At 66.8% G+C, this 15,170-nt stretch carries 15 protein-coding genes; 5 read left to right on the top strand and 10 right to left on the bottom strand.

What is annotated here, in order from left to right; translation table 11 throughout:
• Nucleotides 1–2 precede the first annotated feature (2 nt).
• Complete coding sequence (locus tag V7S63_RS08440) at nt 3–1,328, bottom strand: MFS transporter (RefSeq protein ID WP_091838694.1); 1,326 nt, start codon at nt 1,326–1,328, stop codon at nt 3–5.
• 184 nt (nt 1,329–1,512) lie between these two features.
• Between V7S63_RS08440 and cyoA the strand changes: the two genes are divergently transcribed.
• Genes cyoA through V7S63_RS08415 form a run of 5 tightly spaced genes read left to right on the top strand, consistent with a single transcriptional unit; the run spans nt 1,513 to nt 6,391 of the window.
• Nucleotides 1,513–2,595, top strand: coding sequence for a ubiquinol oxidase subunit II (gene cyoA, locus V7S63_RS08435; RefSeq protein WP_100959473.1), 1,083 nt, complete (start codon nt 1,513–1,515; stop codon nt 2,593–2,595).
• Nucleotides 2,596–2,609: 14 nt separating this feature from the next.
• On the top strand, nt 2,610–4,610 hold the full coding sequence (gene cyoB, locus V7S63_RS08430) for a cytochrome o ubiquinol oxidase subunit I (protein WP_100959474.1): 2,001 nt from the start codon (nt 2,610–2,612) through the stop codon (nt 4,608–4,610).
• 7 nt (nt 4,611–4,617) lie between these two features.
• Nucleotides 4,618–5,250, top strand: coding sequence for a cytochrome o ubiquinol oxidase subunit III (gene cyoC, locus V7S63_RS08425; RefSeq protein ID WP_442896448.1), 633 nt, complete (start codon nt 4,618–4,620; stop codon nt 5,248–5,250).
• Nucleotides 5,247–5,636, top strand: a complete 390-nt coding sequence (gene cyoD, locus V7S63_RS08420) for a cytochrome o ubiquinol oxidase subunit IV (RefSeq protein ID WP_100959475.1) — start codon at nt 5,247–5,249, stop codon at nt 5,634–5,636. Before cyoC ends, cyoD begins: the two co-directional genes overlap by 4 nt.
• Before the next feature lie 11 nt (nt 5,637–5,647).
• Nucleotides 5,648–6,391: an SURF1 family protein gene (locus V7S63_RS08415; protein WP_336529899.1), complete on the top strand. Its 744-nt coding sequence runs from the start codon at nt 5,648–5,650 to the stop codon at nt 6,389–6,391.
• A gap of 32 nt (nt 6,392–6,423) precedes the next feature.
• On the opposite strand, the gene V7S63_RS08410 is transcribed toward V7S63_RS08415, so the two are convergent.
• The 9 genes from V7S63_RS08410 to V7S63_RS08370 all read right to left on the bottom strand — a co-directional run bounded on the left by V7S63_RS08410 (nt 6,424) and on the right by V7S63_RS08370 (nt 14,918).
• Entirely contained in the window at nt 6,424–6,729 is a 306-nt protein-coding gene (locus V7S63_RS08410; protein ID WP_336529898.1) for a hypothetical protein, read from the bottom strand.
• 50 nt (nt 6,730–6,779) lie between these two features.
• Nucleotides 6,780–7,460 carry an orotate phosphoribosyltransferase gene (locus V7S63_RS08405; protein WP_336529897.1) on the bottom strand — a complete coding sequence of 227 codons (681 nt, stop codon included), beginning with the start codon at nt 7,458–7,460 and terminating at the stop codon, nt 6,780–6,782.
• Nucleotides 7,457–8,752 carry a Zn-dependent hydrolase gene (locus V7S63_RS08400; RefSeq protein WP_336529896.1) on the bottom strand — a complete coding sequence of 432 codons (1,296 nt, stop codon included), beginning with the start codon at nt 8,750–8,752 and terminating at the stop codon, nt 7,457–7,459. Before V7S63_RS08400 ends, V7S63_RS08405 begins: the two co-directional genes overlap by 4 nt.
• Complete coding sequence (locus V7S63_RS08395) at nt 8,749–9,711, bottom strand: dihydroorotate dehydrogenase (RefSeq protein ID WP_336529895.1); 963 nt, start codon at nt 9,709–9,711, stop codon at nt 8,749–8,751. Before V7S63_RS08395 ends, V7S63_RS08400 begins: the two co-directional genes overlap by 4 nt.
• Nucleotides 9,708–10,580 carry a dihydroorotate dehydrogenase electron transfer subunit gene (locus V7S63_RS08390; protein WP_336529894.1) on the bottom strand — a complete coding sequence of 291 codons (873 nt, stop codon included), beginning with the start codon at nt 10,578–10,580 and terminating at the stop codon, nt 9,708–9,710. Before V7S63_RS08390 ends, V7S63_RS08395 begins: the two co-directional genes overlap by 4 nt.
• Nucleotides 10,581–10,596: 16 nt before the next feature.
• The gene (locus tag V7S63_RS08385; RefSeq protein ID WP_336529893.1) at nt 10,597–11,844 is read right to left on the bottom strand and encodes an MFS transporter; all 1,248 of its coding nucleotides are present in this window, start codon (nt 11,842–11,844) and stop codon (nt 10,597–10,599) included.
• Nucleotides 11,845–12,135: 291 nt separating this feature from the next.
• Complete coding sequence (locus V7S63_RS08380) at nt 12,136–13,059, bottom strand: helix-turn-helix domain-containing protein (protein WP_336529892.1); 924 nt, start codon at nt 13,057–13,059, stop codon at nt 12,136–12,138.
• Nucleotides 13,060–13,210: 151 nt separating this feature from the next.
• On the bottom strand, nt 13,211–14,170 hold the full coding sequence (locus tag V7S63_RS08375; RefSeq protein ID WP_336529891.1) for a Bug family tripartite tricarboxylate transporter substrate binding protein: 960 nt from the start codon (nt 14,168–14,170) through the stop codon (nt 13,211–13,213).
• Nucleotides 14,171–14,441: 271 nt separating this feature from the next.
• Nucleotides 14,442–14,918 (bottom strand): MarR family winged helix-turn-helix transcriptional regulator, encoded by a 477-nt coding sequence (locus V7S63_RS08370; protein ID WP_442896438.1) that lies wholly within the window; start codon nt 14,916–14,918, stop codon nt 14,442–14,444.
• Between the last annotated feature and the right edge of the window lie 252 nt (nt 14,919–15,170).

The following is a 15,170-nucleotide window of genomic DNA, read 5'->3' as shown; positions in this document are numbered from 1 at the left end:
ACTCACCCGTAGCGCGCTTCCATCCGCCGATCGATCGCCAGCGCCGCCAGCGTGCAGAGCGCGCCGGACAACAGATAGACACCGACCCAGGCGAGGCCGAAGGCGCTCGAGACCGTGAGTGCGACCAGCGGCGCGAAGCCCGCGCCGAGCAGCCAGGCGAGATCGGAGGTCAGGGCCGCGCCGGTGTAGCGGTATTGCTGGCCGAAACTCGAGGCGACCGCGCCTGCCGTCTGGCCGTAGGAGAGGCCGAGCAGCCCGAAGCCGATGATCACGTAGATCGTCTGCCCGGCCTGGCTGTCGCCGAAGAGCAGGGGCGCTATGATGCTGGACAGGCTGAACAGCCCGATCATCGCGCCGGACAGCAGCAGCGTTTTGCGGCGGCCGATCTGGTCGGCGACCAGGCCGGAGGTGACGATCGCCCCGGCGCCGACGACGCCGCCGGCGGCCTGCACCAGCAGGAACTCCGAGACCGAGCGGCTGGTAAAGAGGTTGATCCAGCTCACCGGGAAGATCGTGACGAGATGGAAGAGCGCAAAGCTCGCCAGCGGCACGAAAGCGCCGAGGATGAGCGTGCGGCCATGGACGCGGATCAGCTCCGAAACCGGCATCGGCATGAGCTCGCGCGTTGTCATCAGCTCCGCGAACTCATGGGTCGCCACCATGCGCAGGCGGGCGAACAGGGCGACGACGTTGATCGTCAGGGCGACGAAGAAGGGGTAGCGCCAGCCCCAGCCGAGGAAATCCTCCTTCGAGAGCGCGCCCTCGAAATAGGCGAAGAGCCCGGCGGCGAGGATGAAGCCGAAGGGCGCCCCGAGCTGCGGCAGCATGGTGTACCAGCCACGCCGGTTGGCCGGCGCGTTCAGCGCCAGCAGCGAGGACAGGCCATCCCAGGCGCCGCCGAGCGCGATGCCCTGCAGCAGGCGGAAGGCGGCGAGGATGACGCAGGACCAGATGCCGATCGTCTGATAGCCCGGCAGGAAGGCGATGGCGGCGGTCGAGCCGCCGAGCAGGAAGAGCGCCGCGGTGAGCTTGGTCGTGCGGCCGTAATTGCGGTCGATCGCGAAGAACAGCACCGAGCCGAGCGGGCGCGTCACGAAGGCGAGCGCGAAGATGCCGAACGCGTAGAGCGTGCCGGTGAGTCGGTCGACGAACGGGAAGACGAGCTCGGGGAAGACCAGCACGCAGCCGAGGCCGAAGACGAAGAAGTCGAAATATTCCGAGGTTCGCCCGATGATGACGCCGAGCGCGATATCGGCCGGGCTGACGTGGTCCTTCCCGTGATCTTCCGCCGGAAGGGCCGATGGCTGGATCGTCGCGTCAGCGCTCATGACCGCGAATTCCTAAGCTGGCGGCCGCCCGGAGAGACCGGACTTGCCCGCACCTCTGACAAATGGATACGGTGGATAGAAGCAACACGTCAAACTGCCGCAATGGGACAGATTGTCTTATGTGCGGCGCGAAAGAATGGACCTAGAGAACGTCAGTTCCCGGAACGGGGAGGCTTCGACTCTCTTGCGGATCTTTCGAATCTTAGCGGTTCTGCCGCTTTTCGCGCTGCTCGGCGGCTGCCAATGGGTGCTGCTGGCCCCGTCAGGCGATATTGCACTGCAGCAGAGAAACTTGCTGCTGGCCTCCACCGCGCTGATGCTGCTCGTCATCGTCCCGGTGATGGCGCTGACGATCTTCTTTGCCTGGCGCTACCGCGCCTCGGCCAAGGCAAGCTACGATCCCGACTGGAACCATTCGCTGCCGCTCGAGGTGGTGATCTGGTCGGTGCCTCTGCTGATCATCATCGTCATCGGCGCAATGACCTGGATGGGCACGCATCTGCTCGATCCCTACCGGCCGCTCAATCGCATCGCCGCCGGCAAGCCGATCGCCGAGGCGCGCGCAGGCAGCGCCGCGGTCAGGAAGCAGCCGCTGGTGATCCAGGTCGTCGCGCTCGACTGGAAATGGCTGTTCATCTACCCGGCGCAGGGCATCGCCTCGCTCAACGAGGTGGTAGCGCCGGTCGACCAGCCGATCGAGTTCCGCATCACCTCCTCCGCGGTGATGAACTCGCTGTTCATCCCCGCGCTCGCCGGCCAGATCTACGCCATGCCCGGCATGCAGACCAAGCTCAACGCCGTGATCAACCATCCCGGCGAGTTCGAGGGCTTCTCGGCCAATTACAGCGGCGCCGGCTTCTCCGACATGCGCTTCCGCTTCCGCGGCGTCGACGATGCGGCTTTCGGCGAGTGGGTGCAGGGCGCGATCCGGGGCGGCAGTACGCTCGGGCGCGAGGAATATCTCGTGCTGGAACGGCCGAGCGAGCGTGAGCCCGTCCGCTATTTCCGCGACATCCCGTCCGATCTCTTCACGGCCATCCTCAACATGTGCGTCGATCGCGCCAAGATGTGCACGCGCGACATGATGGCGATGGACGCCAAGGGCGGCGGCGGCAAGGAGGGCATCCATACCGTCGCGGCGCTCGAATACGACAAGAGCGTGCGCCGCGGCGGCCAGCCGCTGCCGCCGCGCCCGTTCGTGATGGCGATCTGCACGCCGACCGATGTCTACGGCGCCGCGGGCGTGACCGCCCGCGCCGTCAACTGAGCCGCGAGGCGAGCATGACCTCCTATCCCGACTGGTGGAAGTTCCTCTTCGGACGCTTCACCCTCGAGGCGATCCCCTATCACGAGCCGATCCTGATCGGGACCTTCGCCGTCGTCCTGCTCGGCGGGCTCGTGCTGCTGGCGCTGATTACGCGCTACAAGCTCTGGGGCTATCTCTGGCACGACTGGTTCACCAGCGTGGACCACAAGAAGATCGGGATCATGTACATGATCCTCGGCGTCGTCATGCTGCTGCGGGGCTTTGCCGACGCGCTGATGATGCGCGGCCAGCAGGCGATCGCCTTCGCCGGCAACGAGGGCTACCTGCCGCCGCACCATTACGACCAGATCTTCACCGCCCATGGCGTGATCATGATCTTCTTCGTGGCGATGCCGTTCGTGACCGGCCTGATGAACTACGTCGTGCCGCTGCAGATCGGCGCGCGTGACGTCGCCTTTCCCTTCCTCAACAATTTCAGCTTCTGGATGACGGTCGGCGGCGCCGTACTGATCATGGCCTCGCTCTTCATCGGCGAGTTCGCCAAGGTCGGCTGGCTCGCCTATCCGCCGCTGTCGGGGGCAGCCTACTCGCCCGGGGTAGGCATGGACTATTATCTCTGGGGCCTGCAGATCGCAGGCATCGGTACGACCTTGTCCGGCGTCAACCTGATCGCGACCATCGTCAAGATGCGCGCGCCCGGCATGGACATGATGAAGATGCCGGTCTTCACCTGGACGTCGCTGTGCACCAACGTGCTGATCGTCGCGACTTTCCCGATCCTGGCGGCGACCCTCGCCCTGCTGACGCTCGACCGCTATGTCGGCACCAACTTCTTCACGAACGATCTCGGCGGCAACCCGATGATGTACGTGAACCTGATCTGGATCTGGGGCCACCCGGAGGTCTACATCCTGATCCTGCCGATCTTCGGCGTCTATTCCGAGGTGGCCTCGACCTTCTGCGGCAAGCGCCTCTTCGGCTACGCCTCGATGGTCTATGCGACGGTGGTGATCACCATCCTGTCCTACCTGGTCTGGCTGCATCACTTCTTCACGATGGGCTCGGGCGCCAGCGTGAACTCCTTCTTCGGCATCACCACGATGATCATCTCGATCCCGACGGGCGCGAAGATCTTCAACTGGCTCTTCACGATGTATCGTGGCCGCATCCGCTTCGAGCTGCCGATGATGTGGCTGCTCGCCTTCATGATCACCTTCGTCATCGGCGGCATGACCGGCGTCATGCTCGCGGTGCCGCCGGCCGATTTCGTGCTGCACAACAGCCTCTTCCTGATCGCCCATTTCCACAACGTCATCATCGGCGGCGTGGTCTTCGGCGTCTTCGCCGGCATCGCCTACTGGTTCCCCAAGGCCTTCGGCTTCAAGCTCGACCGGTTCTGGGGTGTCCTCTCCTTCTGGTTCTGGGTGATCGGCTTCTACGTCGCCTTCATGCCGCTCTACATCCTCGGCCTGATGGGCGTGACGCGCCGTCTCAGCCGCTTCGAGGACCCCTCGCTGCAGATCTGGTTCGTGATCGCGGCGCTCGGCGCGGTGCTGATCGCTCTCGGCATCGCCTGCTTCCTGATCCAGATCGGCGTCAGCATCCTGCGCCGCGAGCAGCTGCGCGATACGACCGGCGATCCCTGGGACGGGCGCACGCTGGAATGGTCGACCTCCTCGCCGCCGCCGGCCTACAATTTCGCCTTCACGCCGATCGTGTACGACCTCGACGCTTGGGCCGACATGAAGAAGCGCGGCTATACCCGCCCGCTCGCCGGCTTCCGGCCGATCCACATGCCCAGGAACACCGGCGCCGGCGTGATCATCGCCGGGCTGGCGACGATCTGCGGCTTCGCCCTGATCTGGTACATCTGGTGGCTGGCGGCGCTCTCCTTCGTCGCCGTGCTCGCCGCCGTGATCATCCATACCTTCAACTACGACCGCGACTTCCACATTCCCGCCGACGAGGTGGTGCAGGCGGAAGATGCGCGGACCCAGCTTCTGGCCCGGGCCTGAGGGGCGGATGATGGCTAAGGCGACAGCGCAGGCCGCAGGCACCGCCCCGGCATTCTACGTCACCGAGGAAGAGCACGCGCATCCGGGCGGCTCGACCATGCTGGGCTTCTGGCTCTACCTGATGAGCGACTGCCTGATCTTCGCGGTCCTCTTCGCGACCTATGGCGTGCTCGGGCGCAATTACGCGGCGGGACCATCCGGCGCCGACCTGTTCGACCTGAAGCTGGTCGCGGTCAACACCGCCATGCTGCTGTTCTCCTCGATCACCTATGGCTTTGCCATGCTGGCGATGGACAAGGGCCGGCAAGCGGCGGTGCAGGGCTGGCTCGCGGTCACCGCCGTCTTCGGCCTCGCCTTCCTTGGCATCGAGCTCTACGAGTTCGCCCACCTGATCCACGAAGGCGCGACGCCGATGCGCAGCGCCTTCCTCTCCTCCTTCTTCACGCTGGTCGGCACGCACGGCCTGCATGTCACCTTCGGCCTGATCTGGCTGGCCGTGCTGATGACGCAGGTCTCCAAGCACGGGCTGATCGAGGCCAATCGGCGCCGGCTGATGTGCCTTTCCATGTTCTGGCACTTCCTCGACGTCGTCTGGATCGGCGTCTTCACCTTCGTCTACCTGATGGGCGTGCTGAAATGAGCCAGAACCAGGCAGAGGCGCAGGGCGGCCATCACGACGCCCATCATGACGGGCACGATGCCCATGGCGCGGCGCATGGCAGCATGCGCGGCTACGTGACCGGCTTCCTGCTCTCGGTCGTCCTGACCGCGATCCCGTTCTGGCTCGTCATGAACGACGTGCTCGGCAACTCGACCCTGACGGCGATCGTGATCATGCTCTTCGCCGCCGCGCAGATTGTCGTGCACATGGTCTACTTCCTGCACATGAACGGCCGCTCGGAGGGCGGGTGGACCATGCTGGCGTTGATCTTCACGATCATCGTCGTCGCGATCGCGCTGGCCGGCTCGCTCTGGGTGATGTTCCACCTCAACGCCAACATGATGCCGGACATGCACCGGATGTGAGGCTAAGGCATATGTCTGCCGGCGCTGAGCGACGGCGCGGCGGCGCCTTTCGGGCGATCTTCATCGCCGGGCTCTGCCTGATCGCCCTCGTCTGCGCCGGGCTCGGCGCCTGGCAGATCCAGCGGCGGAGCTGGAAGCTCGACCTTATCGCCCGCGTCGAGGAACGCCTGCGGGCGGCGCCGGTAGCAGCACCCGGCCCGGCGGACTGGCCCGCGATCTCAGCCCAGGCGGACGAATATCGCCGCGTCGCCCTGCAGGGCCGCTATCTCGACGCAGCCGAAACGCTGACCATGGCGGTGACCGAGCGCGGCCCCGGCTTCTGGGTGCTGGCGCCGTTCCGGGCCGATGCAGGCTTCACCGTCCTCGTCAATCGCGGCTTTGTGCCGGAGGACAGGCGTGCCCCCGAGGCACGGCGCAAGACGCCCGGAGGCGAGACCAGACTGACCGGGCTTCTCAGGCTGAGCGAGCCCGGCGGCGGCTTCCTGCGCAGCAACGATCCCACGGCCGGCCGCTGGTATTCGCGGGACGCAGCGGCGATCGCGTCGGCGCGGCAGCTCGGCCCGGTCGCTCCCTACTTCGTCGATGCCGACGCCAGCGCCGAGCCCGGCCCGCTGCCGCAGGGCGGCATGACCCAGGTCAGCTTCCGCAACAGCCATCTCGTCTATGCGCTGACCTGGTTCTGCCTCGCCTTGATGAGCGCCGGAGCCGTGACCTATCTGGTCAGGGCCGGATCGGAAGACGTCCAGGTGGACTGACAGGCAGAGCGACGAGGGGTCGCGCCCCGCGATCAGGCGAGCTCGCCGGTCCCGATCTCGTTGAGCAATGCGAGCTGGCTCGCCGGGTCGCCAGCGCTTCCGCCGACGGCCCTGCCGAGAAAGTCGGTGAGCCGGTCCAGCGCCTGGGCCGCGATCCCGGCAGACAGCGGCTGACGATCATAGGCCTCGACGAAGCGATCGGCGAGATCGGCGAGCAGGCGCAGCAGCGCAGCCTGCTCGGGCGCGTTCGCGCGCAGGGCCAGTGCCCGGTCCTGGAACTCGATATAGGTGCGAAGGCTGCCCTTCTGCTGCTGCAGCCAGTTCAGAAGCTCGTTCATGTCATCTCCGCCAGATCGCGGCCTCGTGGTGGGGTGGAGCGGATTGCGGCTCAGCTGCGCGGCGCGAGGCGGGCGCGGCCGCCATGGCGGGTCGACCAGGCGACGGGGTCGGCGAGGAACCGCTCGATCTCGGCACGATCCTCCGGCGAAAGGCCGTTATCGGCCCAGGCCCGAAGGACATCGCCCCAGTTCGCCAGGGCATGCAGCGTCAGGCCGGCCTCTCTCAACCGCTCGCCGGCGCCGGGGAAGGCGTCGTGGTAGAAAATCGTCAGGACGTGCTCGACCTCAGCCCCCGCAGCGCGCAGGCCGCGCACGAAATTGAGCTTGCTGCCGCCATCGGTCGTCAGGTCGTCCATCAGAAGGACGCGCAGGCCCTCGACCGGCCCGCCCTCGACCTGGGCGTTGCGGCCGATGCCGAGCGGGCGCTTGCGGACATAACGCAGCCTCAAGGCCAGCCGGTCGGCAAGCCAGGCCGCGAACGGAATGCCGGCTGTCTCGGCGCCGGCGATCACGTCGAAGCTGCCCGGCGGAAAAGTCGCGGCCGCATAGCGGGCAGCGAGCTCGCTGACCGCCCGGCGTAAGCCAGGATCGCCGAGCAGCAGGCGGACATCGACATAGACCGGGCTCGCCCAGCCGGCGGCCAGGATGAAGGGCTGCTGGCGGCTGACATGGATGGCGCCGGCCCTGAACAGGAGCTCGGCGACCTCGCGGCCGATCTCGTTCGCGCTCATCGCACCGCCTCCCTGATGGCGTCCCGCATCACCGCGATCCCGGCGAGGAAATCGTCGATCGCCATCGCCTCATCCGGATTATGCGAACCGTTCTGGTTGCGCACGAAGATCATCGCGCTGGGGATACCGGCATTGGCGAAGACCGCAGCATCATGGCCCGCGCCGCTGGGGATATCCTCGTCGGGCAGGCCGAGATCGCGGGCGGCCGCCTTGAGCCTTGTGATCCAGCCCCCATCCATCACGGCAGGGGCGGATTCGAGCCGGCGGTCGACGCGGAACTCGACCCCCCTTTCCTCGCCGATCAGGGCGCACTCCGAGAGGAAGAGGTCGTAGAAGGCCTCAAGCGTCTCGCGGTTCTGGCTGCGCACCTCGAAGGAGAAGCGCACCGTGCCGGGAATGCGCGCGATGGCGTGCTCCTGCGGATCGGTGCCGAGCACGCCGGCGGTCACGACCACGTCGCGGCCGCGTTCCAGCAAGGTGCGCCAGTGCCGGTCGAGATGGGTTATCAGTTCGGCGGTGGCGAAGACCGCGTCGCGCCGGAGCCAGCGCGGCACCGCGCCGGAATGGCCGGCCTCGCCCAGGCATTCGACCTCGCGATGGCGGATGTTGCCGCGGATGCCGGTGACGATTCCAACAGGCAGATCCCGTGCGACCAGCACCGGCCCCTGCTCGATATGCAGTTCGATCCAGGCCGCGACGGTGGCAGGATCGAGCAGCGGCTCGCCCTTTTCGACGCGGGCGATGTCGACGCCGACGGAGGCCATGCACTCCGCAAGAGTGCGCCCGCTCGCATGGTCGCGCACGGCAAGATCGGCGGCGGAGAGTGCCCCAAACAGGGCACTGGAGCCCATATAGGCCCGGCCGAAGCGGGAGCTTTCCTCTCCGCGCAGGCCGTAGACCTTGATCGTCCGGCGCGGGACGAACCCCTCCTCCTTGAAGCGGGCGATGATGGCGAGCCCGGCGATGACGCCGGCCGCACCGTCGAAATTGCCGCCCTGCGGCACGGAATCGAGATGCGAGCCGCAGGCGAGGAAGGGCAGCTCCGGCTCGCGGCCCGGCAGCGTGACGACGAGATTGGCGCCGGCATCGCGTTCTGTCGCGAAGCCGAGCTCGCACGCCTTCGCCTCGACGAGGTCGAGTGCCAGCGACTCGCGCTCGCTATAGGCCTCGCGCGTGATGCCGACCCCGTCGCCCGTCGCTTCGCGCAAGGCATCGAACAGCGCTTCAGCAAGGGCCTGGTCGCCCGCGTCGCCGCTGAAGACGTTGCGCATCTCGCCCGCTTGCGCGCTCACGAGACCGGGTCCAGCCAGGCGAGATCGGGCTCGTCGGCCTCCTCGATCACGACGCCGCGGATCAGGTCGGCGACGCGCGGGATCTCGCGGCGCAGGCAAAAAGCCGCGAGCCCGTCGATGATCGTCGTCATCGCCGCCGGCTGCAGGAAGGTCGCGGTGCCGACCTGCACGGCGCTGGCCCCGGCGAGCATGTATTCGGCCGCGTCCTCGGCGGTGGCGATGCCGCCGCAGCCGATCACCGGGATTGTCACCGCCTTGGCGCATTGGAAGACCTGGCGCAGCACGATCGGCTTGATCGCCGGCCCCGACAGACCTCCCATGATGTTGCCGAGGCAGGGCTTGAAGCTCTTCAGGTCGATCGCCATCGACAGGATGGTGTTGGCAACCACGACCGCATCGGCGCCCGCCGCCTCGGCGGCGCGCGCAACCTCCGGCACGTCGCCGGTATTGGGCGTCAGCTTGACCCAGAGCGGCAGCTTTGTCGCCCTACGGAGTTCGCGCGTGACCTTCTCAGTCGATTCCGCCCGCATCGCAAAGGCCTTGCCGTCCTCCTCGATGTTCGGACAGGAGATGTTGGCCTCGATCGCGGCGATGCCGGGGATCGAGAGCTCGGCGGCGAGGCTGGCGAAGCCTTCCGCCGTCGGGGCCGAGATCGAGACGACCAGCGGCGTGTCATAGGCCGCGTAATGCGGCATGGTCGTCTCGATGAAATAGGGTACGCCCTTCGAGGGGATGCCGATGGCGTTGATCAGCCCGCCCGGTCGCTCGACCACGCGCGGCAGCGGATTGCCGGCGCGCAGTTCGCGCGTGATCGTCTTGGTGACGAAGGCGCCGAGCCGGTTGAAGTCCATCACCTTCTCCAGCCCCTCGGCGAAGGTGCCCGAGGCCGGCATCACCGGATTGCGCAGGGTCAGCCCACCGATCCTGACGGAGAGGTCGATCGTTCCGGCCGCGCTCATGGCAGCGCCTCCATCAGGTCGAAGACCGGGCCGTCCCAGCAGACGCGCCGGTTGACGATCTCGCCGTTGACGTTGAAGTCGCGCACGCAGCAGTAGCAAAGCCCGATTCCGCATGCCATCTGCTGCTCCATCGCGACCTGGCCGGGCAGCCCGAACTCGCGCGCCAGGCGCTGCTGCACCCGCATCAGCCGGCTCGAACCGCAGGTGAAGAAGGCGTCGCAGCGACCCTCGGCAATCTGACGGCGCAGAATGCGCTCGACATTGGCGGGCCCGCTGGTCTGCTCGGCGTCGGTGACGGCGATGACGTCGGCGCCATGGCGCTGGAAGAGCTCGACCGAGACGAGCAGCTCCGGGCGCCTCGCGCTGAAGACCGCCGTCACCTGCGTGCCGTTTGCCCTCGCCGCCTTGGCGAGCGGGGCTAGCGTCGCCAGGCCCGCGCCGCGCCCGACGGCGACGATGTGGCGCCAGCTCGGATCAAGCGTGAAGCCGACGCCGAGAGGTCCCATGATGTCGAGCCGGTCGCCCGGCTTCAGCGTGTCGAGCCCGCGCGTGCCGGCGCCGGTCACCTTGTAGAGGAACTCGACCTGCCGCTTGTCGGGATCGGCGCCGTAGAGACTCATCGGCCGGCGCAGGAAGGGCTGCTCGCCGGCCGGCTGTGGGCAGAGCAGTTGGAAGAACTGTCCCGGCTGGGCCGCCGCGGCCTCCTCGCTGCAGTTCACCACGAGATGTCGATATTCGGCGTTCACAGCCTCGTTGCGGACGACCTCGGCGAGCTCCGCGACGATGGTCGCCTTCCACGGCGCCGGAGAGCTCCCGCCGCCGATGGCGGCGACGGGTGTCGCCAGCGACTGATCGCGTTGGATCGACATTACGAAATCCCTGCGCTCAGGCGAGTTCGGCGCCACGCCGCTCCGGAATCAGGAACCACATGGCGAGGATGTCGAGCACGTAGAGCGTCGCCAGCAAGGCGATCGCCATCTCGAAGCTGTAGGCCGCCGCGATCGTCCCGACCACGAGCGGACCGAAGCCGCCGACGCCGCGCCCGATATTGAACAGCACGTTCTGGGCCGTCGCGCGGGCGGCGGTAGGGAACAGCTCGCTGATCAGCGCGCCATAGCCGCCGAGCATGCCGTTGACGAAGAAGCCCATCACCGCACCGGCGACAAGGAGCTGGAACGGGTCGGTCAGCCGCGAATAGACGATGACCATCACGGCGGCGCCGAGCATGTAGCCGAAGAAGGCCGGGCGGCGCCCGATCCGGTCGGCGATATGGCCGAAGGCGTAGATGCCGACCGCCATGCCGGCGATGGTCACCGAGGTCCAGACGGCCGACTGCGTCAGGGCGAAGCCGAAGCGGGTCGCCAGGTAGTTCGGCAACCAGATCATCACGCCGTAATAGCCGAAGTTCTGGACCGAGCAGAGCACGACCATGCCTAGGCTCAGCTTCGTCGTGTCCCAGTCCTTGACCAGAAGGCGCAGCGCCGACTCCTTGGGGCGGTCCTTGCTGCGGGCGACGAAGACCTCCGGCTCATGCAGCGAATGGCGGATGAAATAGGCGGCGACCGCCGGCAGGATGCCGATGGCGAACATGCCGCGCCAGCCGATCGTCGGCAGCAGGATCGGGGTCGCGATCGCCGCGGCGAGCACGCCGACCTGCCAGCCGAGGCCGACATAGGAGGAGGCGCGCGCCCGCTTCGAGGCCGGCCAGGCTTCGGCGACCAGGGCCATGCCGATGCCGAATTCGCCACCAAGGCCAAGGCCGGCAATGGTGCGGTAGATCAGCAGGTCCCAATAGCCCTGTGCCAGCGCGCACATGCCGGTGAAGACGGCGAAGAGGACAATCGTCCAGGTCAGGACTCGGACGCGGCCGATGCGGTCCGACAGCATGCCGAAGCCGATGCCGCCCAACACCGCGCCGATCAGCGTGGCGGTAACGAGCGAGGCGGCCTGGCCCTGGGTCAGCTGCAGGTCGGCGGAGATCGTCCGCAGCATGAAGCCGAGGATCAGCAGGTCGAAGCCGTCCATGGCATAGCCGATCGCGGCGCCCCAAAGCGCCTTGCGGGCCTTGCCGTCGACTTCGGTCGGAGAGGATAGGGCGATGGAGCCGCTCATGGCGGCCTGGTTGTCACTCACGGTGAAGTTCCCCGGTCTGTTCTTCTTTGCGATGCGCACCAAAACGCCAAAGCACCAGCGCGCGCTCCCGCGCGCGGCTGCCGGCCGGTCTCAAGACGGTTGGAGTTTGGGCCCTCGCCCGCTTTCCCGGGGCGCTTGGCTGCGCCGCTTGGCAGTCGAGACATCAAGGTCGACCGCGGGAAATCCGCCATGGCACCGGAAGGCCGGCGCCATCGTGTCATTCCCCTATGTCACGCGAAAATCTCAATTGCAAGAACAATCTCAATTTTGCGACAGATCGCTCTATCGGCCTCAGATCAGCTCCGATGACGCTTCCTTTGGCGGCACCTGCGCGATCGCCGAGCGATCGAGCGTCGCCCGCAGCACCGCCCCGGCCTCGCTGCCCTTGAGGGCCCGGCGCCAGAGCCCGTCGGCGATGTCCTCGTAGAGGCGTACCGGCTCCTCATCCGCCGTCAGCATGGCGATGCCGGACCGCAGATTCGGCAACTCGCCGCCGAGGCGGAACGGGCTCAGCCCCAGCAGCGTCTTTTCCGCCGTCCGGAAAAGCTGGAAGGTGATGTTCGGCACCGTCTCCTCGATCAGGCCGATCTGCACGCCCATCGGCTCGCTCTCGATCAGCCCGATCAGATGCTCGACCTCAACGCGCGCCGCGAGGCGTCGCCGGGCCTGCTCGGCAACGGGCAGGTTGAAGCGTCCGACGACACCGAGCTTTAGCCAGCGCTCGATCTCGAGGACGTTGACGAAATTGACGACGCTCAGCCGGCGGCGCTTGCGGGCATTCTTGCGCTCGTCGAGGATCGCGATGATCGCGTCGATCTCGGCCACAGCCTGATCGCGGACGACATGGGGCGGCAGCGCCTCCACCAGGGTCTGCCGCAAATGTGCAGAATAGCCATCCGAGGTCAGCAGATAGGACAGCGGCGGGAAATGCGCGACGACCTGGTCCGCCTGCTCCTCGATCTGCCGCATGCGCTCGAAATAGCTAAGCGGGCTTGAATAGTACTCGACCCCTGCCCCGAGCAGCGAGGCGACGGTCGTCTCCAGCAGCGTCGCCAACCGCTCCAGGGTCTCGATCTTGACCACGCCGCCGGCCTCGATCCGGTAGACCGCCGCCCGCGAGATCCCGAGACGTTCGGCAACGTCCTCGGCCAGCAGCCCGCGCCCCAGGCGGTAGGCTTTCAGCCGCTCACCGATGTCCTCGAACCGGATTGCCATCGAGCCGCCTCACCTGCCGCATCATCTGAATCTCAGATTTTAGACAACGTAATCGATCCAGGAGGCGATGCGAAGCGTGATCGGCTGTTTTCAATGCCCTGTATCGCGCCCAGGCGAGCGGGGGCGCGCCAGAGCTGCGGGGCTCGCTCGATCAGCTCGGCTTGATGCCGGCTTCCTCGACCACGCGGTTGGCGCGCTGGATCTCGGCCTCGATGAACTTGGCGAAGCTCGCCGGGTCCTCGGTCACGGCCTCCGCGCCGAGCGCCGTCAGCTTCTCGACGATCTCGCGATCCTTCGAGGCGGCCTGCACTGTGGCGTTGACGCGCTGCACCGTCTCGGCCGGCAGGCCCTTCGGCCCCCAGAGACCGTACCAGAGCGTGAAGTTGAGATCGGCAAGCCCCTGCTCGCCGGCGGTCGGCACGTTCGGCAGCAGCTTGCTGCGCTGCGCCCCCATGATCGCGAAGGCCCGCACTTTTCCGTCGGTGATGAAGGACAGGGCCGAGCCGAGCGGGGCGACCATCAGCGGCACCTGGCCGGCGACGACATCGGTGATGGCCGGGGCCGTGCCGCGATAGTTGACCAGCTCGGCGCTCGTGCCGGTACGGAGTTTGAAGCTCTCGGTGGCGAGGTGGCCCATGCTGCCCAGCCCCGAATTGGCGAAGGTATACTCGGTCGGCTTCGCCTTCATCTGCGCGATCAGCGCCGGCAAGGTCTCTGGCGTCTTCGTCGAGCCGATCAGCACCATAGGCGACATCGCGAAGCGCGAGATCGGCGTGAAATCGGCAAGCGGGTCATAGGACACGCTGCGCATCACATGCCTGGCCATGATGTGGATGTCGGCATTGGTCAGATAGGTCGTACCATCGGGCGCAGCGCGCGCGACCTCGGCCGCGCCCAGCGTGTTGCTGGCGCCGGCCTTGTTCTCGACCACCCAGGACTCGTCGAGTGCCGGCGCAACGCGCTGGGCGTAGAGCCGGCCGATCACGTCGATCGCGCCGCCCGCCGCAGCGGGCACGATCAGCCTGACGATCTTGCGTTGGGCGAAGGCGGCACGGGGCGCGAGCGCGGCGCCAGCGAGCCCCGTCAGGGCGGCACGTCGTGTGATGATCACTTGGTTTCCTCCGGATTGGGCCGCGTTGCTCGCGGTTCTCGGGTTCGGTTCGAAAAGCAGTCTGTGGTCCTCAATCTCGACTTGCAGCAGCACCCGGCACGGCAAGGCTGTGCCGGCAGGTGCTCTTGCCGCTCGCTTCGCGAAACAAGGACGCATACTTATTATCAGTATGCATCGTATCTTGATGCTGTCAAACAGCGAGCCGCCTGACCCCGGCGAAGCGGAGTCGCGCGGTCGCTTCGGCCCAATCGCAATGTTGGAAGCCGCGCCCTCAGGCGGCGTCGGATGAGCGAACCGCGTCCAGGCGCAGTGGCACGCGGGAGGCTTCGTTATTGAGTTCGACGAGTTGCCCGAGCATGCGCATGAAGATCTCGCGATCCTCCGGCGCTAGCGGGGCGAGGATGCGCTCCTGCGCCCGCTGCGCCAGCGGCCCGGCTTCCTGGAGGATGCGCTCGCCCTTCGGTGACAGGTGCAGAACCTTGATCCGCTTGTCGTCCTTGCTGCCCGAACGCTGGATCAGCTCCTTGGCCTCCATGCGTTCCAGCACATTGCCGAGCGTCGAGCGGTCGAAGGCGACGAGCGCCGACAGGCGGGTAGCGTCGATGCCGGGATTGTCGCGCACCGTGACCAGCGCCGCGAACTGGACAGGAGTCAGGTCGACCGGCGCGCATTCCTCCAGAAAGAGCGAGACGGCGATCTGCTGCGCGCGCCGGATGAGATGGCCGGGCATATGATAGATATCGTCCATCGCCATCGTCGCTTTGCCTTGGTGGGGCAACGGTTGGATTCCGCCGCTCGAATATTCGTGCCGCCGGCTCTTCGTCAGGCGAAGCCTGCTCGGCTCGATCGCTGCCTCTCCGCTATAGATCGTATGCTTTCAATCCGTAAGCGGTCAAAGCGCCCAGCCTCAGCTTGTCCGAACCGAACACTACGCACTCACCCTTCGGCCCCGGTTGACACCGGAAAATCTGCGCGTATCCTGTTAATCAGTATACGGACG

Source organism: Allobosea sp. CCNWLY174 (genome assembly GCF_037120455.1).
GTDB lineage: Bacteria > Pseudomonadota > Alphaproteobacteria > Rhizobiales > Beijerinckiaceae > Allobosea > Allobosea lupini.
Note: the sequence above shows the minus strand (reverse complement) of the source record. Positions and strands in the feature narration are given on the sequence as shown.